At 60.0% G+C, this 26,504-nt stretch carries 19 protein-coding genes and 1 pseudogene; 9 read left to right on the top strand and 11 right to left on the bottom strand.

Translation table 11 applies throughout. From position 1 onward, the window contains the following. Positions 1-141: 141 nt before the first annotated feature. The 5 genes and pseudogenes from O8W32_00195 (at position 142) to O8W32_00175 (ending at position 5,222) form a co-directional block, all read left to right on the top strand. Positions 142-810 (top strand): AIM24 family protein, encoded by a 669-nt coding sequence (locus O8W32_00195; GenBank protein ID WII09268.1) that lies wholly within the window; start codon positions 142-144, stop codon positions 808-810. A 146-nt stretch (positions 811-956) separates the two neighbouring features. Further along, positions 957-2,036, top strand: a pseudogene (locus O8W32_00190) (fructose-1,6-bisphosphatase). Next, a complete protein-coding gene (tpiA, locus tag O8W32_00185; GenBank protein WII09267.1) occupies positions 2,029-2,706 on the top strand; it encodes a triose-phosphate isomerase in 678 nt (225 codons plus the stop codon). Before O8W32_00190 ends, tpiA begins: the two are co-directional and overlap by 8 nt. A gap of 126 nt (positions 2,707-2,832) precedes the next feature. Continuing rightward, positions 2,833-4,824 (top strand): phospholipase D-like domain-containing protein, encoded by a 1,992-nt coding sequence (locus O8W32_00180; GenBank protein WII09266.1) that lies wholly within the window; start codon positions 2,833-2,835, stop codon positions 4,822-4,824. Further along, positions 4,821-5,222 carry an N-acetyltransferase gene (locus O8W32_00175; protein ID WII09265.1) on the top strand — a complete coding sequence of 134 codons (402 nt, stop codon included), beginning with the start codon at positions 4,821-4,823 and terminating at the stop codon, positions 5,220-5,222. Before O8W32_00180 ends, O8W32_00175 begins: the two co-directional genes overlap by 4 nt. A 92-nt stretch (positions 5,223-5,314) precedes the next feature. Here O8W32_00175 and O8W32_00170 read toward each other — a convergent pair whose 3' ends face one another. Both O8W32_00170 and O8W32_00165 read right to left on the bottom strand, forming a co-directional pair. Further along, positions 5,315-5,983: a hypothetical protein gene (locus O8W32_00170; GenBank protein ID WII09264.1), complete on the bottom strand. Its 669-nt coding sequence runs from the start codon at positions 5,981-5,983 to the stop codon at positions 5,315-5,317. 124 nt (positions 5,984-6,107) lie between these two features. Beyond that, positions 6,108-7,184 carry a hypothetical protein gene (locus O8W32_00165; protein WII09263.1) on the bottom strand — a complete coding sequence of 359 codons (1,077 nt, stop codon included), beginning with the start codon at positions 7,182-7,184 and terminating at the stop codon, positions 6,108-6,110. A gap of 475 nt (positions 7,185-7,659) precedes the next feature. On the opposite strand from O8W32_00165, the gene O8W32_00160 reads away from it, so the two are divergent. Then, positions 7,660-8,388, top strand: coding sequence for a tetratricopeptide repeat protein (locus O8W32_00160; GenBank protein ID WII09262.1), 729 nt, complete (start codon positions 7,660-7,662; stop codon positions 8,386-8,388). Positions 8,389-8,443: 55 nt separating this feature from the next. On the opposite strand, the gene O8W32_00155 is transcribed toward O8W32_00160, so the two are convergent. From O8W32_00155 to O8W32_00135, 5 genes are all read right to left on the bottom strand, one after another. Beyond that, positions 8,444-9,979 carry an ATP-binding protein gene (locus tag O8W32_00155; protein ID WII09261.1) on the bottom strand — a complete coding sequence of 512 codons (1,536 nt, stop codon included), beginning with the start codon at positions 9,977-9,979 and terminating at the stop codon, positions 8,444-8,446. Between the two features lie 9 nt (positions 9,980-9,988). Continuing rightward, positions 9,989-11,746, bottom strand: a complete 1,758-nt coding sequence (dnaG, locus tag O8W32_00150) for a DNA primase DnaG (GenBank protein WII09260.1) — start codon at positions 11,744-11,746, stop codon at positions 9,989-9,991. A 293-nt stretch (positions 11,747-12,039) separates the two neighbouring features. Next, positions 12,040-14,133: an AAA family ATPase gene (locus O8W32_00145; protein ID WII09259.1), complete on the bottom strand. Its 2,094-nt coding sequence runs from the start codon at positions 14,131-14,133 to the stop codon at positions 12,040-12,042. Continuing rightward, positions 14,133-15,320: a DNA repair exonuclease gene (locus tag O8W32_00140; GenBank protein ID WII09258.1), complete on the bottom strand. Its 1,188-nt coding sequence runs from the start codon at positions 15,318-15,320 to the stop codon at positions 14,133-14,135. Before O8W32_00140 ends, O8W32_00145 begins: the two co-directional genes overlap by 1 nt. 177 nt (positions 15,321-15,497) lie before the next feature. Further along, on the bottom strand, positions 15,498-16,343 hold the full coding sequence (locus tag O8W32_00135; protein WII09257.1) for a hypothetical protein: 846 nt from the start codon (positions 16,341-16,343) through the stop codon (positions 15,498-15,500). A gap of 263 nt (positions 16,344-16,606) precedes the next feature. Between O8W32_00135 and O8W32_00130 the strand changes: the two genes are divergently transcribed. Genes O8W32_00130 through O8W32_00120 form a run of 3 tightly spaced genes read left to right on the top strand, consistent with a single transcriptional unit; the run spans position 16,607 to position 21,210 of the window. Then, positions 16,607-18,526: a cobyric acid synthase gene (locus O8W32_00130; protein ID WII09256.1), complete on the top strand. Its 1,920-nt coding sequence runs from the start codon at positions 16,607-16,609 to the stop codon at positions 18,524-18,526. After that, positions 18,427-19,260: a cobyric acid synthase gene (locus tag O8W32_00125; protein ID WII09255.1), complete on the top strand. Its 834-nt coding sequence runs from the start codon at positions 18,427-18,429 to the stop codon at positions 19,258-19,260. The genes O8W32_00130 and O8W32_00125 overlap by 100 nt, the downstream gene beginning before the upstream one ends. Before the next feature lie 33 nt (positions 19,261-19,293). Beyond that, entirely contained in the window at positions 19,294-21,210 is a 1,917-nt protein-coding gene (locus O8W32_00120; GenBank protein ID WII09254.1) for a DUF2075 domain-containing protein, read from the top strand. A gap of 11 nt (positions 21,211-21,221) precedes the next feature. On the opposite strand, the gene O8W32_00115 is transcribed toward O8W32_00120, so the two are convergent. The 4 genes from O8W32_00115 to O8W32_00100 all read right to left on the bottom strand — a co-directional run bounded on the left by O8W32_00115 (position 21,222) and on the right by O8W32_00100 (position 26,493). Further along, positions 21,222-22,793 carry a hypothetical protein gene (locus O8W32_00115; GenBank protein WII09253.1) on the bottom strand — a complete coding sequence of 524 codons (1,572 nt, stop codon included), beginning with the start codon at positions 22,791-22,793 and terminating at the stop codon, positions 21,222-21,224. Positions 22,794-23,072: 279 nt separating this feature from the next. Continuing rightward, positions 23,073-24,878: a DUF2075 domain-containing protein gene (locus O8W32_00110; protein WII09252.1), complete on the bottom strand. Its 1,806-nt coding sequence runs from the start codon at positions 24,876-24,878 to the stop codon at positions 23,073-23,075. A gap of 387 nt (positions 24,879-25,265) precedes the next feature. Continuing rightward, on the bottom strand, positions 25,266-26,099 hold the full coding sequence (locus O8W32_00105; protein WII09251.1) for a hypothetical protein: 834 nt from the start codon (positions 26,097-26,099) through the stop codon (positions 25,266-25,268). A 199-nt stretch (positions 26,100-26,298) separates the two neighbouring features. Continuing rightward, a complete protein-coding gene (locus O8W32_00100) occupies positions 26,299-26,493 on the bottom strand; it encodes a hypothetical protein (GenBank protein WII09250.1) in 195 nt (64 codons plus the stop codon). Positions 26,494-26,504 lie beyond the last annotated feature (11 nt).

Genomic DNA, 26,504 nt, shown 5'->3' with positions numbered 1-26,504 from the left:
GGCGCGGCGCGGCAGGACGGGATTTATGCGGGGAACAGGACGCGCAGAACGGAACGTTCGGACGGGCCCCGTGCACGCATCCACGCATCTGGCACATATGACATCCGTGCATACGGCATTAACCTTATAACGGCGGAGCGGATGGCGTCGGACATGAAGTTCACCGGGACCGGCATGCTGAGCGGGATGCTGAGCGTCATGCTCAGCAGGGACGAGACATTCAGATCTCCTGCGCCCCGACTGATATACATGTCCGGGAACACCCGCGCGGTCCCGGAGACCGGCAGGCTCTCCGGCCTGAGGCGGCTCATCTCGGACTCGTTCATCCCCATGGTGGTCTATTCCACCGAGGGAGACCCCTGCACCGTGACCGTCGGCCCCGCTTTCCCGGGAGAGGTCTGCGACCTAGACATAGGGGAATCCAAATGGATCGTCCAGAAGGACTCGGTCCTCGGCGCCGGGGACGGGGTGGAGATCACCAAGCACTCGGAGGAGCACGTCGACGACCCCCGCCTCGGGACGGACGGCCTGGTCCTGGCCGAGCTCTCGGGCACGGGGACCGCCTTCATCAGCACCGTCGGCAACGCCTTCTCCCTCGAGCTCCGCCCCGAGCAGCATTACACCGCGTCCGTGGCGCACACGGCTGGATGGCAGGCTTCGGTCAGGGCCAAGGTCTACGATGCGGACGGCTGGGAGGGAGTGACCCTCGTCGATTTCAAGGGGCCCGGGAAAGTGATCCTCCAGAGCCTCAGCCCCAGGAGGACGACCCTGCTGGGCAGCGGGCCCGATACCGACCGCAGGCTACTCTGAGGTTCTTCTCTTCTTTAACTTAAATAAGGACGAACCGCAAATCTATTTAATGTCGTGCCCCTAACACCGAACCAATCGGTGAATCCATGACTGACAAAGTCACTGTATCCATTATCAAAGCCGACATCGGATCCGTCTGCGGCCACATGGCCCCGCACCCGGCGATGTAGCAGGCCGCCAAAGACATCCTGACAGACAAACAGAAGCAGGGCATCATCGAGGACTTCTACGTCACCCGCGTCGGCGACGACATCAACCTCTACATGACCCACTATAAGGGCGAGGGCAACAAAGAGGTCCACACCGCGGCCTGGGAGTGCTTCCAGGAAGCGACCAAGATCTCCAAGCGCATGCACCTCTACGCCGCCGGTCAGGATATCCTCACCGATGCTTTCTCCGGCAATGTCAAGGGCGCCGGACCCGGATCCGCCGAGATGACCTTCGAGGAGAGGCCCTCCGAGCCCCTCCTGTTCTTCATGGCGGACAAGACCGAGCCCTCCGCCTATTCTCCCATACTCTCGAGGATCTTCCTCGACCCTTTCACCACCACCGGCCTCGTCATCGACAAGAGGGCCAAGATGGGATTCGATGTGGAAATCCAGGACGTCATGGACCACAAGAAGGTCGTCATGTCCTCCCCCGAGGAGACCCTCAGCATCCTGAGCCTCCTGGGCGACACCTCCAGGTACGCCATCAAGAGGATCTGCAGCAGGGCCGGCCTCGGCCCCGCCTGCGTCGTCTCCACCGACAAGCTCAACATGACCGCCGGCAGGTACGTCGGCAAGGACGACCCCGTCTGCATCTGCAGGTGCCAGAGCGGGTTCCCCTCCGTCGGTGAGTACACCCAGGTCTTCAACAACACCTGGCTGGTCGCCGGATGGATGAGGGGATCGCACATCGGTGCGTTCTACCCCTGCTCTCCCGAGGAGAGCAACCCCGTCTACTTCGACGGGCCTCCGAGAATCTGCGCTCTCGGGTTCCAGCTGAACAACGGCCACCTCCAGGGCCTCGAGCCCGAGGGAGCCAAGGGCGGCGAGCACAAGCCCGTCGACTTCTTCGGCAACTCCACCTGGGACACCGTCAGAGCCGACGCCATGCGCGCCTGCAAGCTCATCAGGAGCCAGGGACCCTTCCAGCCCTCGATCCTCGGAGCCGAGGAGATGGAGTACACCTCCAGGCCCCAGGTCCTCGAGGACCTCAAGAAGAGGTTCGAGCCTCTTGACTGAGACGGGCAAGCACGTCATAGCAGTCAACTTCAAGGCCTACCCGCAGGTCGACGGGGAGGGCGCTGTCCGGCTGGCGCAGATGTGCCAGCAGGTCTCCGAGGAGACCGGCGCCCTCATCGCCGTCTGCCCTCCGATGGTCTCTCTGCAGGCCGTGGCCCGCTCGGTGGACATACCCGTGTTCTCCCAGAGCCTCGACGACCGCGCACCCGGGTCGGCGACCGGTTGGGTCACCGCCCCCATGGTGAAGGCGGCCGGAGCGGCCGGGACCCTGATCAACCATTCGGAGCACAGGGTGCCGGCGGACGCCGCCGGGAGGATCGTCTCCGCGGCCAAGCAGGCAGGCCTCATGACCTGTGTATGCGCCGCCGACGTCAGGGAAGCGGCCGCCATGGCCGCCCTCTCCCCCGACTACGTCGCTGTCGAGCCGCCCGAGCTCATCGGCGGGGACATCAGCGTCACCACGGCGGACCCGGCGATAGTCTCCGGCACCGTCGAGGCCGTCGCTGACGCAGGACGCGGGGTGCGCGTCCTCTGCGGGGCCGGCGTCAAGAACGGAAAGGATGTCTCGAAAGCGATCGAGCTGGGCGCCGACGGCGTCCTCATCGCCAGCGGCGTCGTCAAAGCGGCCGATTGGCATGCCGCCCTCTCCGACCTCGCGTCGGGCCTCTGAAACCTCTCCGCGGCAATGCCGCGGCTTTCTTTTCTCTTCGATTGATGCGTCCGCGGTGCACCGCTGACTGCCGCATGCTCCCATTAAGTTCCTGATATCCTCCGTATGCACATGCGGAGATCCGTCGTGCTAACTGCGTTCCTGGCAGCGCTGCTGCTGTTCCCTTCGGCGCTGTCCGCCGATGGCTCATCGGGCGCAGGAGGGGAGACGTTCCGTATCGAGGCGGCTGATCCTTCCGGAGAGGGGTTCGCGATTGCCAACATCGGCGGCTCCGAAGCATCGCTGTCCGGCTGGAGCATCACGGACGGCGAGGGCACGCTCTCGTTCTCCGGCATAAAGGTCGCTCCCGGTTCATCGGCGGTATTCTGCAAGGACCCAGACGGCTGCAGGCTGGGGTCCGGGGACAACTGCATCTCATATTCAGAAGCAGGCACCAGGAAGGGGTCCCTCGTCCTGGCGGACGGCGGCGACGAGCTCATCCTCATGCATGGAGATGCCGTCGCAGACAGCGTCTGCTGGGGCTCCTCCAAAGGGGCGTCCGGATGGTCTGGGACTCCGGCGACGTGCCCTTCCGGGCATTATCTGAAACGCATCCCCGGAGAAGATACTGGCACATCATCGGATTGGAAATCTGCGAAGCCGGGATGGACCGAGTTCACGTTCCCGGGGGACGGCCCGTACGAGGCCGACGTGACCCCGTTCTCCTTCCCTGAGAGCGGCGGAGAGCCCGTCTACCGTCTGCTGGAATCCGCCTCGCGCACCGCGGACATCTGCATCTACCTTATATCCTGCCCCAACACGGTCGCGCTGCTGGTACAGCTTCAGAGCAGGGGGGTGAGCGTCCGCGTCCTCGCGGAGGCCGAACCGTTAGGGACCGACATCAGCACCGAGATCTCCCTCCTGGAGTCCCTGCGCCGGACAGGAGCCGATGTCCGGCTGATAAACCACGGCGACGCCGCCCAGCGCTACATGTACGTCCACAGCAAATACGCCGTGATCGACGGCGAGAGGACGGTCATAACGTCGGAGAACTGGACCTCCGGCAACATGGGGTTCGGGAACGGCAACAGGGGCTGGGGAGCGGTGATCGACAGCGCGGAGTACGCTTCGTGCATGGAGGAGGTCTTCGAGAACGATTTCTCCGCCGGATTCGGAGACACCGTCACCCTGGCATCTGCGTATCCGGATGCGAAGCCTTACCGCGGAGACCTCTCGTACGAGCCTCCCGATGATGTACAAAGGGAGAGCTTCAGGTCCCTCGTCTACCCGATATTCTCCCCGGACGATTCGTTCTCCGCTATGAAGGAACTGATGGGATCCGCCGAGGAGAGGATCTACGCGGAGGAGATGGACCTCGGAAGCTCCCTGAGGACCGTATCGGGGGATTCCCCCGTGTCCTGGATGGCGGCGGCCGCCGTCAGAGGGGTCGAGACTAGGCTCATACTCGACGCATCAACCTCCTCCGGAGATGCGGAGACCTTCGCCAACCTGATGAACCAGACGACGAAGGTCCGCGCGAAGGCGGTCGACGGCGGGCAGGGGTTCTCCCTGATCCACAACAAGGGCGTCGTCATCGACGGAGGGGTTTGGGTGGGGTCTGTGAACTGGACCGAGAACTCGTTCCTGAGGAACCGCGAAACGGCCGCCTTCATCGTCTCGGAAAGCGTGTCCGACTTCTTCGCCGGCCTGTTCATGTCCGACTACGGCATGGATTCCGAGGACCTGGAGGAGAACGGCCTGGAACTGACGGCGGATGTCGTGGACACAGGCGGAGGCAGGCGCTCCGTGGTCCTGCGGACGTCAGGCCCCGAGGGCTCCTCTTACATCTGGAACATCGACGGCGACATCAGGAGGTCTGAGCATCCGTCCGCGATGTTCAGCGTCTCCCCGGGGCATCACACCGCCTCGGTGACGCTGGAAGGGACGGAGGTATCCCAGACGGCGGAATTCGACGTCCCGTCAGAGGACGGCCTGTCCGGGTGCATCATCTATTTAACCGCGGCATCAGTCATCCTCGTCGGAACGGCCGCTGCATTCCTGCACGGCCGCAGGGGGAACAGGGGACGGAGATACGGAGGGCAAGGCCCGGGGAATCTGAACGCATATACGCGCTGGTGAACTCCTCCCTCGACCAGTACTTCCTGCCTTCGGTCGTGGATTACTTCATGCTCCAATGGCCGTTCGGCCAGTTGGTCGCCGTCGACCCGCTCGGAAGGATCGTCGGATATCTGGCAGGAGCCCGTCTCGGGGAGGGGAGAGCGAACATCGCCCTGTTCTGCGTCGATTCTTCCTGCCGCGGCAGAGGGATAGGCTCCGAACTCCTTGAAAGATTCAGGACCGAGGCGAGGATGGACGGGGCGACCTCCATCCAGCTGGACGTCCGCGAGACGAATCCCGCCGCCATCCGCTTCTACAGCCGCCGCGGGTTCATGCCGATTGAGCGCATGGAACATTTCTATGATGACGGCGGCACAGGGATCAGGATGATCGCATCGGTATACGGCGGCAACAACTGATGCATAACGTCTCCCGTAGGGCCCGTCCGTTTTCAGGCCATCTCCGGTTCGGCGGAGGACATGAGCTTTTGTGCCGGCCGATCGGCACCGCATCATCTCAGCCAGACGCTCAGGAACGGCAGTATATGGCCGAACCTATCTCCGTCCGGCAGCCTGTCCGAGAATGCCAGCCTGTATTTCACCACTTCGCCGAGGTCATCTATGTTATCGGGATGCCGCACGCGCCGGTTCAGACTATCATCCGAAGGAGGGATGCTCTCTATCAGTATCGGATCGTCCACAGGCCCGATCCTCCCTATGAGGCCCTTCACATCGGTCTTCTCCCTCGGGAACATCCAGACATGCCCTTCGATGTACTCGGGGCGGTCGCTGCGCAGCTCGTCGAACAGATGCGCCATCGGTTCGTAGGTGCCTCCCTGGGAGCGGAACATGAAGATGCCGTCCATGTCCAGGGACCAGTACGAGATCTCCTTCGTCCCGGCGGGGGAGACGGCAGTCCTGATGACCGGATGGAAATGGGGATGCCAGCCCGTCTCGTATTGATGGACGGCGATGAAGCTTCCGTGACGGAGATACCAGCAGACGAACGGGACCAGGAAAGGGCTGTCGTACATACATGTGAGGAAATCGCTGCGGAGCCTGCCTTCTATCGTGGTCACGATGCCGCACTGGTAGAAGTTGAGCCCCTCAGGGTCCGCGCCGAAATCGACCCTGTCGTAGGATCTTGACAACAGGTCTTCTTTGGTGAAGGAACGATGCATGAACACAAGCGGCCCGATGCGGTAAAACTCCTTGAAAGGCTTATGCTCCATCCTGCATGACTACTCGCAGATGTCCTCGATCTTCAGATCGGTGATGATGTAGGTCGGCATGGCATCTCACGATTCATACATGTATGGCCGGGCCCGAGAATACAGGGTCGCCGTAGAACACATGGGCGGGATATTGTGTCTTTGTGTGAAGTACATGATGGCAATGCGAAAATCCGATGCTGTCATGACTGTCATGCCGAATGAATCCGCCAGACACATCTACACATATGCCTCTTGCAGAAGATTCTAACTTTGTATAAACATTCATCATGCTCAATTTCTCATAAGGATTTGAAACGATCATCTTAGCAAGATTGTAATCGATCGGCGATATTGAAATGTATATCTCGTTTTCAACTGGCATGCATGCGAAATAGTATCTTCCGTTTTCTTTGTCCTTGTAATTAACATCGCTCATGTTGATGAGTTTTATCTCCTGACCGCCGTACCCGTCGACCGGCAGGCGGAGGATCATTTCGGTCCCGTCATCCCGGATTATGTGCGGTGTCGACAGATCGTCCTCGGCCTCATCGCGCAGCTCCTGCAGGAGCTTGGCGAACTCCATGATGTCGTATGCCAGAAGGCCCACGCGTATGATGGCGGTGGCCCACCCTATGAACGGAATGGCGCTGAGGGCGGCCGCCTTGAGGACCTTCTTCACGATCTCATTGGCCAGGGCCTTCTTGATCTTCTCCTTGAGCACCGAGGAGGAGATCTTGTCGACCACTTTCTTCAGATACTTCACGTTGCTGTTGATGTTCTTGACCGCGTCCACGGTGGCATTGCCGATGAGGACGGGCCCGTCGGCATCCGAAACGAAGATGCCGTCATAATAGTAGGCGGAATCCCTGTCGAACTCCTCTTCGGAGATGTTGTCGGAGAAGCTCATGACCTCTTTCCCGCCGCTGTAGATATGGGCATCTATGGAGACCGAACGCCGGCTGTCATCGACTGCCGCGGTCGCGTAGATGTACGCATACTCGCCGCAGTCTTCGAACAGAAGGTCGATACCGAGTTCTGAAGAGAGGATCGTTCTCTCGAATTCGAAGAACCTGTCGCCGTCGGAACGCTTCATGGAGTCGAACTCGAAATCCGCCGAAGCAAGGGTCTGTTCAGGCGCTCCGGCGTCGTTCCTCCTGTCGTCCAGCATGAACAATACGGAGGAAGATACCAACAGAATGATTGCAATGACTGCGAATATGGCGTTTTTATGCGTCATTAATCTAACAATAATAATCTATGTAATATATATTAAATGAACATATACAAATAATTTAAACATTCTTCCTCTTATAAAAAACCATACGAGCCACATGGTTCACAAAGTGAAGTCCCAGACACTGGAAAAGAGAAAGCGCCTCTGCAATCCAGAAACGTTCGATACGGCCGTCCGAAAGCTGTTGAGCAGCGGCAGAAAGGATCGCATGCAGTATAAGCAGAGAGCACCGGGGCAAACAGGGACAATAAACATCGGGACCGCACGTAGATTCAGCCTACCTCATGGCCATCGGATTATGCATGAATGTGGCGATAAAGCAGGGATCGTGCAGACGGGCCGCGATCGGAACCTCAGTGGGATCTCCCCCGTAGGAGCCTTCTTTTACGAGCAGACCGTAAGGGCCGCCATGGAATCCACGAGCAGAGGGGCCCTTGGAAAAGCCCTCGCCATATATACTGCGGGAGAAGATTATGCCAAGGACTCAGAGGCCCTGAAATTGTTCGAGCAGGCCTCGGCCGAAGGGAACGCTAAGGCGGACTACTATCTGGGACAGATGTATGAAAAAGCCCAGGGCACCGAACAGGACTTCGATAAAGCGTTCGAATGCTATTCAAAGGCCGCGGATGCCGGCGACTCCGATGCGGTCTTCTCTATCGGCCTCCAGCACTACTACGGCCATCATGTGCCACAGAGCTATCGGGAGGCGCTTAGGTGGTTCATGAAAGCGGCCGAGATGGGGAACGCCAAAGGATGGTTCAATGCCGGAGTCATGTACGAGCAGGGGCTCGGGACGGATTCGGACATCCGGAAAGCGATCGACTGCTATACGAGGTCGTCGGAACTCGGCTATGACAAGGCGGACTACAACCTCGGGATGCTTTACAGGACCGGCAAGGGCGTGGAGAAGGATGATGCAGAGGCGTTCAGATGGTTCATGAAAGCAGCAGAACTCGGCATGACCAAGGGCATCTTCAATGTCGGCCTGTCATACTACCGCGGCCAGGGCGTTCCTCAGAGCGATTCCGAGGCCATGAAGTGGTTCATGAAGGGCGCGGAACTGGGCCACACCAAAAGCGAGAACATGGTGAAGATCCTCCGCAATCAGCACAAGATCATCAGCATAGGCCTCAGCTGAGCCCTGCTTGTAAAGTTTTGAAAGAAGACGGAGGGCCTGAGGCCCTCCGCCCCTTTCACTGGAACATCGAATCGTCGACGCTCTCGTTCTGGAAGTAGTAGTCAGAGGACTGCTGCTTCTGGGCCTCGGAGATGTCGCTCTTGATCCCCTGCTGGAACGAGCCGTACCTCTCCTTGATCTGGTCCTCGATGGGCTTGGAGCGGGCGAGGGCGCGCTTGACCTGGTCGGCGGTGATGAGGTCGGTCTTCTCCATGACGGCGATGTCGCCCGCCGCGCGGATGAGCCCTCCGAGCTCCCTCAGCCTCAGCGTCAGGGCGTTCTGCTTCCCGTCCTTGGCCGCCCTCCTCTTGCCTTCGGCGATGATCTCCTCGACCGCACCGATGGAGGCATCGGGTATGTGGCCGTCCATGGCGATCTCCTGGGCCACGAACTGGGCGTACTTGGCGCGGTTGTGGCTGGTGTAAGGCATGGTGGTGTCCACCAGGACCTCGTAGCCGTTGCCGATGATCCTCGACCTGAGCGGGGAGAGGATGTTCTGTAGGTCCTGCATGTTGCAGGCCGCCACCAGGATGAAGTCGCAGGGGACGGCGTCGACCTTGACGCTCGCTCCGGACGACTGGGGGTTCCTGCCGGTGATGGGGAACTTCTTGTCCTGCATGGCGGTGAGGATGAAATGCTGCAGAGGCCCGAGATGGGAGATCTCATCGACGAACAGGACTCCCTCGTGGGCTTCATGTATGGCCCCGGGGATCACCCTCTGGTAAGCGGGCTCGCCGATCTTGGCGTTCCCGCCGTAAGGATCGTGGCGGACATCGCCGAGGAGCTCGGTCTCTGATGCGCCGGTGGCGAGGACGAACGGGTCCCTGTCGAGCTTGACCAGGACCTTGGTCTTGGACTTGCTCTGGAGGTTCTTCCTCTTCTCGAGCGCCTTCTGGTCGAGGATGCGGATCTGGTCGTCGCCCGCCCTCTCGAACACGACGGTCTCCTCGGAGCCGTCGGCCAGCTGACGGGTGGTGTTCACCCGCTCCTTCCCGGCGGTCATCTCCGGCATGGCGGACCCCAGCATGTCGAAGATGCCTCCGAACATGTTGTTCCCGGTATGCTCGATCTTGGTCCTGCCGCAGTTGGGGCAGTTGATCTCGCTCGGGGAAGAGTACGATCCGCAGGCCTGGCAGTAGTAACCGAGCCTCTGGGCGACGTTCTTGGGGGCGTCCTCGCGCGCGATGAGCCTCCCCACGGACTCCTTCCTGGTCTTCTCCTCCGCCCTGACGGTCTTCTCATCGAGGACGTTCAGGAACGGCCTCTCCGGGTTCTCGGGGTTCTGCGCCACGCGGATCTCCTGGGTGGGCTTGGGAAGGTTGAGGGCAATCGCATGGGCGATCATCGATTTCCCGGTGCCCGGAGGCCCGACGAGGAGGAGGTTCCTCCTCTGGACCGCGGCGATCTTGGCGAGGGATATGGCCTCCTCCTGCCCCAGGACCCTGTCCAGGGGATCGGAGGGAATGAGCACCTCGGCGGTGCTCTCCATGCTCTCGACGTCCTCCCATACCTCGACGGGACGTTTGGTCTTGGCGACTGCTGATGACGTCATCGCCAAACCTCAGACGAGGTCCTCCCTGGTCCAGACGGTGACGTCTGTCGGGAGCTTGGAGATCCTGCCCTTGCGCTTGCAGACCAGCACGGGGATGCCCTTGCCGGAGGCGATGTCGATGAGGTTCTGCGAGACCACTCCGTCGTAGACTATCGAGGCCACGCCGGCGACGTCGTTCCCTTTGAGATAGTCCGCGAGCTCCTTCACCGTGACCTTCTTGACCTCGTTGCCCTCGGCGTCGAGGAGGACGGAGTTCTTGGTGCCGGTGATGTCGGTCAGTATGTCCCTGAGCTTCTCCTGCTCAGGAGTGAGGACCTTCTCCGCCTTCCTGGAGCTCTTCCTCGGGCGGAGTTTTCTGGGCTCCTCCGGCTCAGGCTCGGCGGCGGGCTCGGGTTCGGCCTCGGGCGCCTCCGCAGGGGCCTCCTCTGTCTCTCCGGCAGGCTTCTCCGCCTCCGCTTCGGATGCTTCCTCGATGCTGTCTTCTTTGTCCTCTGCGGGAGCAGGCTCCTCTTTCGGGACCTCTTCCGCAGCGGGGGCCGCCGCGTCCGCGTCGGACGCATCGGTCGCGCCGACGGTCTCACCGTTCTCGGCGGAAACGATCTCCACGGGGATCTCCTTCTCGGGGACGTAGGGCTCGGTGTCGGGGGCCTCCTCGGTCAGCTTCCTCTTGGCGGGGAGGGTGTCGACGGTCATGCCGGCGACCTGCTCCTCCTCGTCCCTCCTCTTCCTGTACCTGTCGGCGGCGTCGGCATCGAACCTGTCGCCGTTCCTCGCGCGGCGGGAGCGGCCGTCGTCCTCGTAGCCGCGGTGCCTGCGGTCGCGGCGCCCTTTCCTGCGGCCGTCGTCCTCGTCCTGCTGGGCGGGCTCATCGGGCTCCTCCGAGGACTCGATCTCCTTCTCGGCCTCCTCGGAGAGCTCCTTCTCCTCGTAGTTGAGGCCGTTGATCTCCATGTACTCGTCGCCGGGCACCTTGTTGCGCAGGCACTTGACGAGCTGCTTGGGGGACAGCTCCTCGACCTCGTGGGCCCTGGGGGCCCTGGCGACATAATCAATCTCCGAGGTCTGGAAGAGCTCGCGGAGGATGAGCTCCCCTCCCCTGTCCCCGTCCACGAAGGCGGTGGTGACCCTCTCCCTGGAGAGGTCCTGCACCGATTTCGGGATGTTGGTGCCCTCGACGGCCACGGTGTTCTTGATGCCTGCCCTGAGCAGGTTGAGGACGTCCGACCTGCCCTCGACGATGATTATGGCATCGGAATCCTTCAGAGAGGGGCCTGCGGGCAGGCGCTCCTTGCCGAAGGTGGTGATGTCCTGCATCTGCACGCTCTCGCGGATGCTCTTGGTGAGGTCGTCGCTGGTGCCCTTGGCCTGCTCGACCAGGTCCGCCAGCAGCTCCTTGGCCCTCTCGACGATCTGCTCCCTCTTGGTGACGCGGACGTCCTCTATGCTGAGGACCTTCACGTTCGCCTTGCAGGGGCCGACGCGCTCGATGGTCTCGAGCGCGGCCGCAAGGAGCGCGGTCTCCACCTGGTCGAGGCTGGTGGACATGGTGAGCACTCCCTCGGACTTGCCGCCTTTGGAGGCCACCTCCACTTCTATCCTGCCTATCCTTCCCGATTTCTGGAGGTCCCTGAGGTCGAGGTCGTCGCCCAGCAGGCCCTCCGTCTGGCCGAAGATGGCGCCGACCACGTCGGGCTTGTCGACGATGCCGTCGGCGTTCACCTTCGCCTTCACCATGTATTTAGTTGCATTGGGGTCCAATCCGTACATTGAAACCGCTCCGGTACCGATGCAAAACCCCGGATCCCCTCCTTACCGGCGGTACGCCTGCCTCATGCGGCCTTGCGGCGTCCGCGCGCGCCCTCATTCGGCCGATACCGGGCCTTCGGGCGCCTGATTCAATCCCGTTCGGATTGTGGATTATGCCCCTCTTCCCGGCGCTCGGCTCGGGTAAGGGGCGGCTGCACGGGAGCGTATCTCCGTGCGGTTCTAGTGACAGTGACAGTGAGCGGGGAACAGGGTTCCCTCGGTTGTGAGGGGGAACGCTGTCAGCCCATTTATATTTAATCGGAGGGCCCTGCAGGGGCCTTCCCGGGGCCCCCGAGGACGACCTTGGAGGCCCCAGCGGCGGCCAGGTCGGCGGCCGCCGAAGGGTCGCAGGTGAAGTAGATCACCTGCATGCGGTCCGCCAGGGAGGCGAGGGCCCTGCAGGCCCCGCGGCGCCTGTCGGGATCGAAGGTGGCCATCACGTCGTCGAGCAGGAGCGGGGGGCGCTCGGAGCACATCCCGAGGGCGACGGCGGCCTTCAGCGAGAGGAGGACTTGGTCCCTGAGGCCGGAGCTCCACATCGTCGAATCCTTCACGGCCCCGGTCCGGGTGTCCTCTATCGTTATCTTCCCGTTCCCGATGTCCCCGTGCAGGCGGTAGCGGCCGCCGGTCATCAGCGACATGAGCCTGTCTGCCTCGGAGAGCACCGCGGGACGGTGCTCCGAGAACATCCTCTCGGAGGCGCGGTCGAGGATCTCCTGCTCGAACCTCAGGACGCCCCAGCGGCGGACCGCCTCGTAGAGCCTGTTCTCGGCCTCGGAGCGGGCGGTGATGGCGTCCTCGGTGCGGACGGCGCCCTCGATGTCCCTGATTGCCTGCTCGACCTGCCCGCGCTCCCGGCTGAGCCTGACCAGGTCCTCCGCGGCGGAGCCCGAGGCAGGGGCGGATACCTCTGCGGGAGCGGCCTCCGGCCCGACGGCCGCCTCGAGGGCGGATGCCTGCTGCCTCACAGAATCCAGCTCCGCCAGGTCCTTCCGGGCCTTCGCATAGCCTTCCTCCCCGCCGAACCCGGAGTAGAACAGCTCGGCGGACATCTCCGCCTCCTTCAGGCCTTTGGAGCATCCCGCGGCGGCGGTGCGGGCGGCCGAGAACGCCTCGGCGTCCGAGAGCAGGGACCTCAGGCGGGCGATGTCCGCCCGGCGGTCGGACGTCCTGACCATGCCGATGCCGGACGCGACCGAGTCGAGGAGGGGATCGGCCCCGGGGCGGGGACCCGATGCGGAACTGTACGCGGGGCGCAAGGGCCTTTTCCTGAGGCCGATGAGGAGGAGGACCGCACCGACGGCGGCGGCGCCCGCCGGATAGATCTCCCCCGTAACGGCCGCCAGCAGGGCCCCGGCGGCCATCAGGACGGCGCCGAGGGCCATGAGCGCCGTCCCCGTCTTCTTCCCGGCACTGCGGGCGGCGGGAGCGGGCTCGGGAGGGCGGTACGCCGCCAGGTTCTCTATGTCCCTGGCCCTGGCGAGGACAGCGTCCGGATCGACGGCTCCCATGCTCCTCCGGCAGGAATCAAGCTTCCTGCCGGCCTCCTCCGAGGCCGCGCGGGCCCTTTCCAGGTCGCTCCTGAGCACGCTGTCGTCCTTCCCGCGGCACCTCTCCGCATATGCGAGCTCAGACTCCCTCTTCCTGAGCTCGGCGAGCTTCGCGCGGGAATCGGCCTTGGACTTCTCCACGGCGGCGGCCTCCGACGCTTTCTTCTCTGCATCGGCGGCGGTCTCGGCCTCTGAAATCTCCTTCTCGAGCTCCTTCCTGCGGGCTATGAGGCCGTTGTACGCCCCGTCGCCGTCCGCCGCGTTCTTCAGGGCCTCGGCGCGGGCGGCCTTCTCGGCGAGATCGGCCTCCAGGACCGCGATCTTGGAGTTCCTGCTCCGCCGGAGGTCCGGGATGTACTCCGTCCTCTCCTCCTCCAGGGCGGAGCGCACCTCGGGGAGGGCCCTGCCGCCGGGGACGGTCAGGAACCTGTCCCTGATCCCGCCGTCCAGCAGGGGGCGGTCGTCCCTCAGGCTCTCGCTGTCCACCGAGTAGACCGAGACGTAATCCTTCCCGGAGATCCCGAAGACGCTGTCGAACGTCCCCGCGGTCTTCTTCCCGTCGCGCTCCGCCGTCCTTCCGGTGCCGTCCGACAGTGTGACCAGCAGTTTCCCGGAATCGGAGGCCTTCTTCTCCGGATACTTCATTGGGTTCTTATCGAACAGGCAGTCGGTGATGAACGAGCGGAGGGTGGACTTCCCGGCCTCGTTGGGCCCGGTCACGACCGTCAGCGGGCCGAACGATATGTCCTCGTCCTTCAGCGACCCGTAGGAGCGGATGAGCACGCGGTCGATCCTCATCAGGCTCCCTCCAGACGGCCGGCGAGCTCGGCCAGGGCCTCGTCGAGCATGCTCCTCAGCTCCCCCTTGTCCCGGAAGTACGCCATCCTCCCTGCGGCGTCGGCCGCCGGGCCCGAGCCGCAGAGGATGCCCATCAGGTCGTCGTCCAAGAGGGAGGAGAGGTCGTTCTTCGCGCGGACCGCCTCGGAGAGCATGGTGCCTCCCGATCCGCTGCTGAGGTCGACGTCCGGCATGACGGAGACCTCCCTGAGGTCGGTCCCGCAGCCGGCACGCTCCGAGAGCATCTTCGCGATCCCCTCCGGATCGGAGCGCACCGCCCTGAACAGAGGCCCGCGCCCGGTGAGGTGCAGGCAGGCGATCCCGCCGCGGGGGCACTGCGGGACGGCGGAGTCCAGGAGCTGCCTGAGGTCGGTCTTCCCGGTGATGTCGGCAGTGACATCTTTCCAGAGCACCTCCTGCGTCGGGACGAACTCGGCCGACGGCGTCCCGGCGCTGACGGAAACGAGGTAGCATCCTTTCTCCCCCGTCTCCCTCGGGTTCCTTCCCTGTATGTTCCCCGGGTAGACGGCCATGGGGGAGGAGGCCCTGACGACCTGGCGCTTATGGATGTGCCCCAGGGCCCAGTAGTCGACGTTCCTGCCCGCGAGGTCCGCGGACGAGCACGGAGCGTACGAATAATCCTCGGCGAAACCGTCCACTGAGCAATGAACGATGCCGATGGTGAACATCTCGGGCGTCCCGCGGACGGCCGTGGCGAGGTTGCGGGACTCGTGCTGCTCCGAGTAGCTGGCGCCGACGACCTCGACATCGTGCCCGCGGATGCTCATCCTGAACCTGCTCCCGTTCGGGCCGAGGACGTGCACGTTCGGAGGATAGGCGATGCTCGAATCCCATGTCGAGGCGAAATCATGGTTCCCGCGGACGACGAAGCAGGGCTTCCCGAGCCTCTCCATCTCGGAGGCGAAGAACAGCCTCGTGCGGAGGGTCTCGCAGACGTCGTCGTAGACGTCGCCGGCGATGACCATGAAGTCCGCCCTGCCGGCGGCGAGGTCGACGATCCTCCGGAACGAGGAGAACACCGCCTCGTACAGCCTTCCGCCGAGCTCCGGCGAGGCCGAGGTGAGCGCATCGAACCTGCTCCCCAGGTGCAGGTCGGCGCAGTGCACGAAAGTGAAGTCGCATCCCATGGCGGAACATTCGAGGTCGCATCATAAAAAACATGCGATTTTGCATAACTTTTTAATGTTATGTTTTGAAACCTGTTCGATGATCCTGCCGCTGCCCAGGAGGAGTGAACTTCCAGAATCTGGAATTCGATCCGATCCCCCTGGAATTTCATGGCAGTGCCCAGTGAGGCCGCCTCATTATTTTGATGGGGAGCGATCAAGCAGGGTTCCGTATTCTGATAAACGGATATACAGTTCCGGATTCATTTTGCGGTATGTATCAGGATCATAAGGGTACATGAAGAACCATAGATGATACCCCTCGATCTGCCCCAGATTCCTCGCCTCGTCGGCGGTTATGGTTTCCCCCACTTCGGTCTGACCGGCCACAGGTTCGCCGTCCCTTTCCGGATCGAACGGCCTTACAGCCACTATAGCACGGAAATCCGAACCGATCCTCTCCAGGAGATCGCCGGCGGTCATCTTCTCCTTCGGGACCGTCCAGAGATCCCATCCGCTCTTTACGGGAGTGCCGCGGCACATCTCGTCGAAGATGCGGGCGAGGAACTCATACGTCCCGCCTTCGCGCCTGAATATGAACATCGCGTCCATGTTCATCAGGCCGGACTGGAGGTTCCTGATGCCATTCGGGGACACAGAGATATCGATTGTGGGATGGTAATGCGAATCCCATCCGTCGTCGTCCATGTGTATCGCGATGTATCTCCCATCTCTCAGGTACCTGCAGATGAACGGCAGCAGGAAACAGCATCTGTGCATGCTGTCATAGATGGTGGAAACGGCCCGGCCCGTTCTATCGTACTCTGTCGCGGCACACATGTAGACATGAAGATCCGCCGTGTCGATGCCGAAGTCTACCTTATCGAACTCTTTTGCAAGCATGCCGTTCTTCATGCTGTCGTAGCACCTGAAGATCAGCGGACCCCAGCGATATAACGGATTATCCCCCTTCTGAGCGAATTTCAAAGGGAGGAGTTCACAGTGGCCCTCGATCTTCCTGTCTGTGAATATCAGCGCAGCCATGTTATGACACAATTTGTTTAGAATTTGACAGGATAAAACTATTTTTACGTCGAAACTGCTCGCCTTGATTCTGCTGAAAGGCCTCCCGGATCTTCTTGAAACCGCTGAATGATGAGAGGATCGGGCCTGCGGAAACCTCCGCCGAAGATCAGCAGAACAGGCAGTTCATAGGATTTTTCCGCTGTCTGCAACGGTGCGGATAATCAATCCAATGATTAGATGTTCAGATAACACTAATATTCTTCATCCATTCCTGTTCCTTGATGGATTGCATCAAGGCTCAGATCGCGAAGGAGCTGGCGGCCGGGAACATCGGCTCCAACAGGGAGTGCCCTTATCACCCGTGCCATTTCACCGGACAGAACTGCTCCTTCTGCTACTGCCCCTTCTATCCATGCGAGGACCCCGACCTCGGCTATTCCGTGAAGGACCGCCGCGGGCGCGACGTATGGTCCTGTGAGGACTGCCTCTTCATCCACCGGAACGTCGTCGCCGCCTTCACGATGCAGAAGGCCAAGGAGCTCGGCCTGGAGGCCGGGGACCCCCGCTTCCGCACCGAGATCCTCCCGGAGGCCAAGAAGAGGTTCTTCCGGATGGGCAGGGCGATCATGGTGGTGGGCGCGACATCCGATGCCGGCAAGTCGGTGACCGTGGCCGCCATCTGCCGGATCCTGCACCGGAGAGGGTACATCGTCGCCCCGTTCAAGTCGCAGAACATGAGCCTGAACTCCAAGGTCACTCCCAAGGGCGCGGAGATCGCCATGATCCAGGTCCTGCAGGCGCAGGCGGCCGGCCTGAAGAACGCCAACGAGCACATGAACCCGATATTGATGAAGCCCAAGGGGAACTCGATCTCCCAGGTGATCGTCGAAGGGAAGCCCGTCGGCGACTTCACCGCGTCGGAGTATTATTCGAAGTTCATCCCCGGCGAGGGGAAAGAGGCCGTCAGGAGGAACGTCGAGTTCCTGAAGAAGCGCTGCGACTACGTGGTCATGGAAGGCGCCGGCTCCCCCGCAGAGATCAACATCTACGACCGCGAGATCGCCAACATGAAGGCGGCGGAGATCGCCGATGCCGACTGCCTCCTGGTGGTCAACGTGAAGTGGGGCGGGTCCTTCGCATACGCGCTCGGCACGGTGAAGCTGATCCCCGAGGAGGACAGGAAGAGGATCAAAGGGATCATCCTGAACAACATCGAGGGGAAGACCGACAGCTTCCGCAAGGGCGCGGAGCAACTGGAGGAGCTGTGCGGGATACCCGTCATCGGCATAATCCCGCACCTGGACGTCGCCCTGCCCTCCGAGGATTCCGAGGCGTTCCGTTCCGGCGGGTCCCGCGGGCACGGGAGCGCCGTGATCGCGGTCATCAAGTTCCCCAGGATCGCCAACTTCACCGATATCGATCCCCTGTGCGCCGAGGATGCGACCGTCATCTTCGCGGAAACCCCCGCAGAAGTGCTCTCAGCGGATGCGGTCATCCTCCCGGGAACGAAGAACACCGTGGACGACCTGCAGTGGATGAAGGACACCGGGATCTGCGATGCCCTGAAGCAGGTCAAAGGGAAAATCCCCATCCTGGGCATCTGCGGCGGCTACCAGATGATGGGCAGGATGCTGCACGACCCCAACGGCATCGAGGGGAAGAAGACCGGCGATTGGGAGGGCCTCGGGTTCTTCGGCAACGAATCCTATTGGAAGGATTACGCCAAGGTCGTGCGCAGGGACCGCGCCGAGATCATCGATGGCGGAGGGGACGTGGAAGGATACGAGATCCACATGGGCCTTACCGACGTGAAGGAGCAGCCGCTGTTCAGGATTACCTCGCGCGGCCGCGAAGGCGAGACAGAAGGCTCGGTCAAGAAGGACGAGATGCTGTTCGGGACGTACCTGCACGGCGTCCTCGACCGCCCGGCCTTCCGGAGGATGTTCATGTCGCTCATCAGGCATGACGGGAAGAAGCCTGCCGACGAGCCCGCCGTGGAATATGACGATATCATCGAGCAGAGCATCGAGAAGCTGGCCGACGGTTTCGAAGCGAACATGGACATGGACAGGTTCCTGGAGTTCGCGGGGGCGAAGAGGCGATGGCGGCGAAGTCGGTCCTTTTCATCGGCACCTCTTCCGACTGCGGGAAGACCACCTCCGACGCCCTGTTCTGCCGGTGGCTGGTCCGGAAAAGCGTGAAGGTTGCGCCGTTCAAAGCGTCCAACCTCTCGCTGAACAGCTGCGTCACCGAGGACGGGAAGGAGATCGGCATGGGGCAGGCATTCCAGGCATGGGCGTGCGGGATCGAGCCCTCGGCCGACATGAACCCGTTGCTCCTGAAGCCGGCCGGGAACGGCAGGATGCAGATCATGCTCAAGGGAGAGCCCTACAGGGACGTTAGCTGGAGCGACGACCTTCACAAAGAGCTCATGCCGAAAGCATGCGAGTCCTACGACAGGCTGATGTCCGAGTACGAAGCGGTGGTGTGCGAGGGCTCCGGTTCCCCGGCGGAGATCAACCTCATGAGCAGGGACATCGCCAATACGGGGATGATGAGGGCGCGGAGGATCCCGTCGGTGCTTGTAGGCGACATCGACAGGGGAGGCGTGTTCGCCGCCATCTACGGAACATGGCTGCTGATGCCCGAGGAACTGAAGCCCCTGATGAAAGGGTTCCTCATCAACCGCTTCCGCGGGGACGGGTCCCTGCTGGGCCCCGGGATCGATAAGATCGAGGAACTCACGGGTATGAAGTTCCTGGGCACGGTGCCGTATGCGCCGCTGAGGTTCCCCGAGGAGGACAGCCTGTCGAAGGCCAAGGGGACCATCGGCAGGGGCGACGTCCATCAGGAGTTCCTGCGGAACCTCGATTCCCTGCTCGATGAGGCGATCGAGGCAGGAGTGGACTTCGAAGGGATCTGGCATTCGATTTAATTCCGATTGGAGCATACCCCGGCATTAACATCCTTGGGCGATTCGATGATCATCTACAACGACAGCGTCTCCAATTTCCTGAGGGATTGCCCTCCCAACAGCCAGCCCAACAAGAAATTCGGCCAGGAAATCCTTGACTGCTGCCTTAATCGCGGCCTTGCCGGCGAAATCGGCATCGAACGGAGCTGGGAGAATTCCCTTCCGGTGATCGCAGACGCTGTCCAGCGCTCCGGACTCGACCCTGAATGCGGCATAGCCATAGAATACAGGATCAAAGGCCGCCGCAATCAGATAGACTTCATCATCTACGGCCTCGATGCTGATGAAAAGGAATCAGCCGTCATCGTCGAACTCAAACAGTGGAGCGAGGCAACCGAGAGCAAGCTGCCTGACCACGTAGTGACCAATCCCGGAGGCAGCAGCGAAGACCAGGACTGCTGGCACCCTTCCTATCAGGCGCAGAATTATGCGAACCTTCTGCAATATTTCAACTTCTACATCCAGGACAAGGGGGTAAAGATCTCCGCCTGTTCCTATTTGCACAACATGCCGGAGAGGCGTTCGGTCTTCCTTCAGAATGAGGACATCTTCCCGCTGGTGAAAAGCAGCCCCGCATTCCTGAGCGAAGATGTCGAGAAGCTCATCGCTTTCCTGAAAGCCCATGTCAGATACAAGGATCCGGAACTACTGTACCGGATAGAGAACAGCCGCATCCTTCCGAGCCCCCAGTTATCGAATATGCTGAGGGATTCTCTGGACGGGAACGGGTTCTTCAGCTATGATGATTCGCAGGCAAAATCGGTGGCGACCATAGTCAGCATGGCCCGTGAGGCTCAGAAGAACAGTTCCTGCCGGACGATCATCATCAAAGGCGGGCCGAGAACGGGGAAGTCGATAGTCGCGATGAATGCACTGGGAGAGCTCATCCACCCGAAGGATGGCCATCCGATCATCAATGCGGCCTATGTGACGGCCAATGCGGCGCCCAGGGTCATGATGTACCAGGAATTGATCGGGAAGGAACGCGAGTACACCCGTTCTGCTCTGAAGAACCTATTCCTGTATCCGACCTCGCTCGCCAAAGGAAGGGCGCTGGAATATGACTGCGTCCTCTTCGACGAGGCCCACCGCTTATTCGACTTCAAAGGCGGTATCGGCATCGGAAAAGATGCGCACGTGCTCGAGAGATGCATCAGAAGCACGCGCGTCGCCGTGTTCTTCATAGATGAGGACCAAGCCGTCACCAAAGACGATTTCGCAACGGTCGAACGCATCAGGGCGATCTCCAAAGACAATGATTATCTGATCGTTGAGGGGAAGGATCTGGAACTCACGAACCAGTTCCGCGTGCTCGGAGGTTGGGATTATATGGAGTTCATCCGCGGGTTCCTGGGATACTCGCGGCCAATTCGCTACAGAAGAGACTTCCAGTACGATTTCCGCGTGTTCGACAGCGCCTCGGAGATGCGCAGCCTCATCAGGGAGAAGGATGAGGAGGAAAGGGAGAGGATCGCCGCCGAAAAGCATCTCCTGCCGGGGGCGGCGCCCGTATCGGGGAAATGCCGCCTCGTTGCGGGCTACACCTACGAGTGGGCGTCCAAGGGGAAGGATCGCAGCGAGGATGTCTGGGACATCGTCCTCGACGGCGGGAAGTTCAAAGCGAAATGGAACCTTCGCAATGCGTCGACAGGCAGCGATTATTCGTGGCTCAACGACGAATCTTCCGTCGACGAGGTCGGATGCATCCACACCTGCCAAGGGCTGGACATGAACTACTGCGGGGTCATCATCGGAAAGGATATGCGCTATGAGAACGGCCATATTGTTTACGACCGTACGAAGAACGCCAGATCGGACCGCAACAGCGGGATCCACATGAAGTCGGTCGATGACGCAACAGCCGTGAGGCTCATCCGCAACACGTACAACCTCACTTATGCATCGATTTGATAACAAGGGGTTCATTGGATTTTTACCCCGAGAGCTTCGAAGAGTTCCCTCTGGGCCTTGGTGACCTCGTTCAGTCTCCATTTCCCGCCGATGCACGAGATCTTCAGCTTCTTCAGGGTGTTCAGCACGTCCGGGACCCAGTAATCGCCCGCCAATCCCTTTTCCTTCAGCAGGTTTATCAGCGTCAGCCTGAGCCTTAGTGACAGGAAGTTCACCAGGAGTCCGCCTTCGGCGGAATCCTGGTCCGATTTACCTGTTATGCCCACGAACAGATCCGACTGAAGCTGCGAGAAATCATATTCCACCCCGTTCCTGAGACGGTACTGCATCAACAGGTCCAGCCAATGCTTGTCCGACGTCGTTATCACCGCGAACCTTCCGCAAGCGTTCTCCTTGGCGGATATCGCATTGCGTTTCCTCGTCACCACGGTCTTCCCGTTGCCGTCCGCGGCGAATTCCAGCAGATCCGCGGTCTGCTGTTCCGTGCGTGTGAGCTTCTTCCTGGCGAAACGGTCGTATTCCGTACCGGACAGCCTGTTCTCGAGCTCCCCGATCCTCGAATACAGCGTGGCGATCTCCTTTGTACGCTTCGAATCGTCCTGGAACACCAACGCCCTGATCGCCCCCGCGTCCCCCTCGGAGGCTTTCACCAGCTCCTCGTCCTCAAGTCTCACGAATGTCTCGTATCCCCTCACCACCGACCGTGCCAGATAGTCCGTGTTCAGGGGCGAGTCTATCTCCCTGACGCTCTCCGACAGCAGCAGTTTGGATATGCCGACACGTGCAGGTATCGGCACGGTGAACCCCATTCCGCGTTCCAGCATCATCTGCACGTTGCCTATGCTGAAGAACCCCCTGTCCATCTCCAGTTCTACGGGGGAACAGTCCATGGTCCGGAGGTCCGAGACGATGTTGTCCAGTGTGGATACGTCCGCCACCGAACCCGGATAGGTGCGGTAGCAGAACGGGAGGTTGTCCTCCATCGAATGCACCATGCCTAGATTGAACTGTCTGGATCCGGTGAGGTGGGTCTTCCTTCCTACCTCCGCATATTCGAGGTCCTCGGAATCCGTGCCCAGGCACACTATGTCGAAGATTACGCATCCGCTCTTCGGGGCGAGTTCGTTGAACAGGAGTTCCCTCTGCTCCGAAGCGTGGCCCACGGTCTGCAGGAACCGGCAGACCGACGATTGTTCGAAACCCCAGTCGACACCGAGAAGTTCCCGCAGGTAGGTGTCGTCTATGGCATTCTCCATCTGGTTCACGGTCACGGGATCCACGATGCCCAGTATGGCCATGGCCAGCAGCCTCCTTCCGTCCCTCACCCCGTACACGTCGTCCAGAGCGGACGTGAGTCCGCTCCTCTCCGCCAGCTGTACGAACAGCTGGTACGGCCCGTACACCGGACTGCAGCTGACCGTCCTGTTCCTGGCCGGTTCCTTCAGCAGATTGCCTTCGGCATCGCACACGCCCAGATACGTCCTGGTCTGTTTCGAGTTCTTCTTGACTGGATCCCAGACTCCCGTGACCTCGTACAGGTAGTATCTGCCGTTGCTCTGCTTCTGGACGACCTTGTAACTCATTGTTAAGAATGATAACAATGATTGTATAAAAACCCTCGTTCATTTCGGATTAGCCAGCATATCAAAAGTCCTTGTTACGATGACCTTGTTATCAAGTCATTGCATGAGTGAGGGTACAACGTTCTCCTGACCCGCGGGATGAAGGGGACGTACGTTTACTGCGAGGACAGGGCGCTCGGAGAATATCTCAGGTCGCTTATAGATCCCGAGTCTGGCACTTACCGGCCGAGCCGCTGACATAACGGAGGGGCCGCACTCTGCGAGGCCCTGTCAGATGATTCAGCCATCTATCCTTCTGCCGAGAAGCATATTGACGGCATCTTTCAGATATTCCCTCAGTTCGGCATCCATGACATAGATGTAGCAGCCTTTCTGCCCGCGGGTCAGAAGCACCTTGTAGGTGTTGCGGATCAGCTTATCGATCGTCCCTGCATCTTCCGGCAGGGGTTTGTTCCTGTGGGGCCTTTTGAACTCCCCTGCGCCTTTCGGATGCTTGGTGTAATCGGTCAGGATTTTCCCATCGCGATACAAGAGGTCATCGCCGATGATCACTCCCGCATATTCGAATTCCATGCCCTGGGAGGTATGGATGCAGCCAACCTCGTCGATCGATTTGGGGTCGGTCGCGAAAGACTTGGTCTTGTTCCATTGAGCCTGGAAATCCCCGATCGTTATATCGACGGCGTTCTTATCTGTCCGGGACTTCCATTCGAAAACATCTCCGCTGAGCATCCTGGACGGCGTCTTCGAACTGCTGTTCTTCTCTTTGATGAGCTCTTTCATCTCATTCACGTCATCGATTATCCTGATGTCGTAATCGACCTTCTCCCCGGATGGTTCGTACGTTTCATTGTAGAGGACGGCATCCAACCATGCGACGTACTCGTCGCTCCCGTTGCATCTGAACTGGGATCTGAGGACGTATTTGTCCTCGCAATGGAACTCCGCATTCTCGGCTTCCGCCGCTTCCCTGATGTGATCGACGGTACCGAAGTCCTTGATGTCGATGCTCTGGGTCTCATCTATGAAGAACACCGAGACCCTGGCAGCATGGATGATCTCCCTGATCTGGTTCTCGCCTTTGTAGAACCATGACATCTTGCTTTTCTCGGTAAGCCTGTGCGCCTCATCCACAAGAAGCACGTCGATCTCGTTGAGCGGAGAATCGATGAAGCTGCTGGACCCCTTGAAAAGGGTCCTGAGGAAACTATATTGGGGAACGCCCCTGGTGAGTTTGTTGAAATAAGCTTCTTTGACGTAGCTGCTCTTGGCTACGTAGAAGGTTGTCTTCCCGTTCCTCTTTTCCCCGATGAGATTGGCCATCAGCTGAATGGCGATGACGCTCTTCCCGGTGCCCGCTCCTCCGCGGACGATGAAGACCTGCTTGCGCCCCCCGTACTTGAACGACTGCCGGATCTCCCTGTAGAGGTTGGAGTACACGATCCGCTGCTCGTCGATCAGGTTGTACTCATAGACATTGTTGAGGAGGCTGCCTATGCAGTCGGCCAGCATCTTGGAGGGGCGGATGCGCCCGTTATCGATCTCAAACAGGATCTTGTTCTTGGAAGGTTTCGTGATGTATCTGGAAATGAATTCGGCAAGTTCATCGTACTGGTCGGAGATGAAGGGCTTTGCCAGTTCTATCCCTTCGGTGTAAACGGGATCCAGAAGTTCCTCGGCATACTGGCGTTCATAATTGTGCAGGAATGTGCAGGTGTCCACTTCCAGTCCGGAACTTTCCACGTACTCATTGAAATTGGAGATCGTGGAAGCGTAACTGTAGGCCTGCCAGGACGGGTGGACCTTATCTTCTTTGCCGACCCGCACGATATCCGGCATATCCGTATGGATCACGGATTCCCACTGTTTGAGCTCGCAGATCACCAGATGGTCTTTCCCTTCATCGTCGGAGCCAGCGATGATGAAATCTACCCTTCTGTTGGTAAGGGGGATCCTGTATTCCAGAGCAACCTCCACATCTCCGGGGATATTGCAGTTCTGGAGAGCGGTATGGATCGCCGGAAGAGAATTGCGGAATGACCTTCTCTCAGATTCACCTACTTCGAAGGGCAGGCTTTTCGTCACTTCATCTTCGATTCTATTGTGAATTATATCCTGTTCGAATTCGCTATAGGTCTTCCGATAAGCGATCATATTCGAGATTTTGATATGATGAGAAGATAAATTGATTATGGCAACCGGCACGATGAATGCCGGTTTCGATTACGGCCCGAGTTTGACAGATGGCGGGCAGACGGGACCGAGGCGGTTTTTCATCCTGCGGACGGCCGGCAATGATAAAAGAGGCCTTCCGAGCGTCCGTTCGCCGTAAATGAGAACAGGGCGCGGGCGGGAGACAATGAGCAGACCCGGCGGAAGCCGGGCCTCGGTCAGCCGTAAGTGTCAAACTCAGGCCATATTGATAGAATATCGATGGCCTGCCGACATATATTCCTCAGTTTACAGTATTGTTCATTTCAGTACGACGCACAGTTCCGGTACCGGCCTGTTGAGGCCGCCGTCGCTTGGATGTCTGTCGACCAACCGCAGTTGATATTTCTCTACCTCTCCAAGTTCCATGGTCTCGCTGAGAGGTACGGTGCGCCATTTGCCGCCGTCCTCTGACGGGTATCTGTTCTCCACCGTCACATAATCATAAACCGGTTCGAACCTCTCTATCAGGCCCCTCACGTCAGTCCTTTCCTTTGGGACCATCCAAACATCATGCCCTTTCATTCCCGGGCGATCGCTGCGGAGCTCATCGAAAATATGTGCCAGAGGTTCATAAGTGCCCCCATGGGACCGGAACATGAATATCCCGTCCATGTCCAGGGTGCAGTACTGGAGCTCTCCGATCCCCTCCGGGGTCACAATCGGTCTGATGGATGGATGGTAATGGGGATGCCAGCCGCCGCCCCACTGGTGAACCGCTATGAACCCTCCTTTCCGAAGGTACCAGCAGGCGAACGGGACCAACAGGTTGCTTCTCTGCATACTAGACATGAAATTGCCCTCAAGTCTGCCGTCAACGGTATCGACAGAACCGCACTGGTAGAAGTTCAGTTTATCCGGGTCGGTCCCGAAATCGGTCCTGTCATAGGTTTCCGACAGTAGCTTTTCTTTGCTGGAGCCGTACTTTTTGAAAGCAAGAGGGCCGAGAAGATAGACTTCGGACGGTTTGAATCCTTCTGATGACAGCCATAATCTCCCTATGGGGGAGACAATGGGCGATTTGGGAGGCTCCGTCATATATGATGATTCACAGAGACTCTCCATTTTCCGGTCGGTTATGATGAACGTCGACATTGTTTCTCGCGTGTTCTTCTATATTCACTGGTTCAAACATATACGGGATAACATAGAAGCTTACACTGGCCCTCGATCGTCCTGTCTGTGAATATCAATGCCGCCATATCCGATCGAGAGAGTCAGTCGATGTCAGAATATATCGGTTCTCCGAAAACACATGTGCAGAAGGATTTCCGTCGTCATGGAAGACAAGTGCTCATCCACCCGAGGCGACCTTCATCGCTTTGACGGTCTGCCCGTCCTCGATTGGAGCGTCCATAGGTACAGGCACGCCCGAGACCAGGAAAAGGTACGCATCGGGCAGTATGCCGGCCGTGCGGGCCGCATCCGAGATCAATGTCCCAGGCGGGATCTCGGTGACCTTCCCAGAGACCTCGATGTAAGAAGCCATGCCATCCCGAC

It is taken from the genome of Methanomassiliicoccales archaeon LGM-DZ1 (genome assembly GCA_030168595.1).
In the GTDB taxonomy this organism is placed as follows: domain Archaea; phylum Thermoplasmatota; class Thermoplasmata; order Methanomassiliicoccales; family Methanomethylophilaceae; genus Methanomethylophilus.
This window is presented reverse-complemented; position numbering and strand designations above follow the sequence as displayed.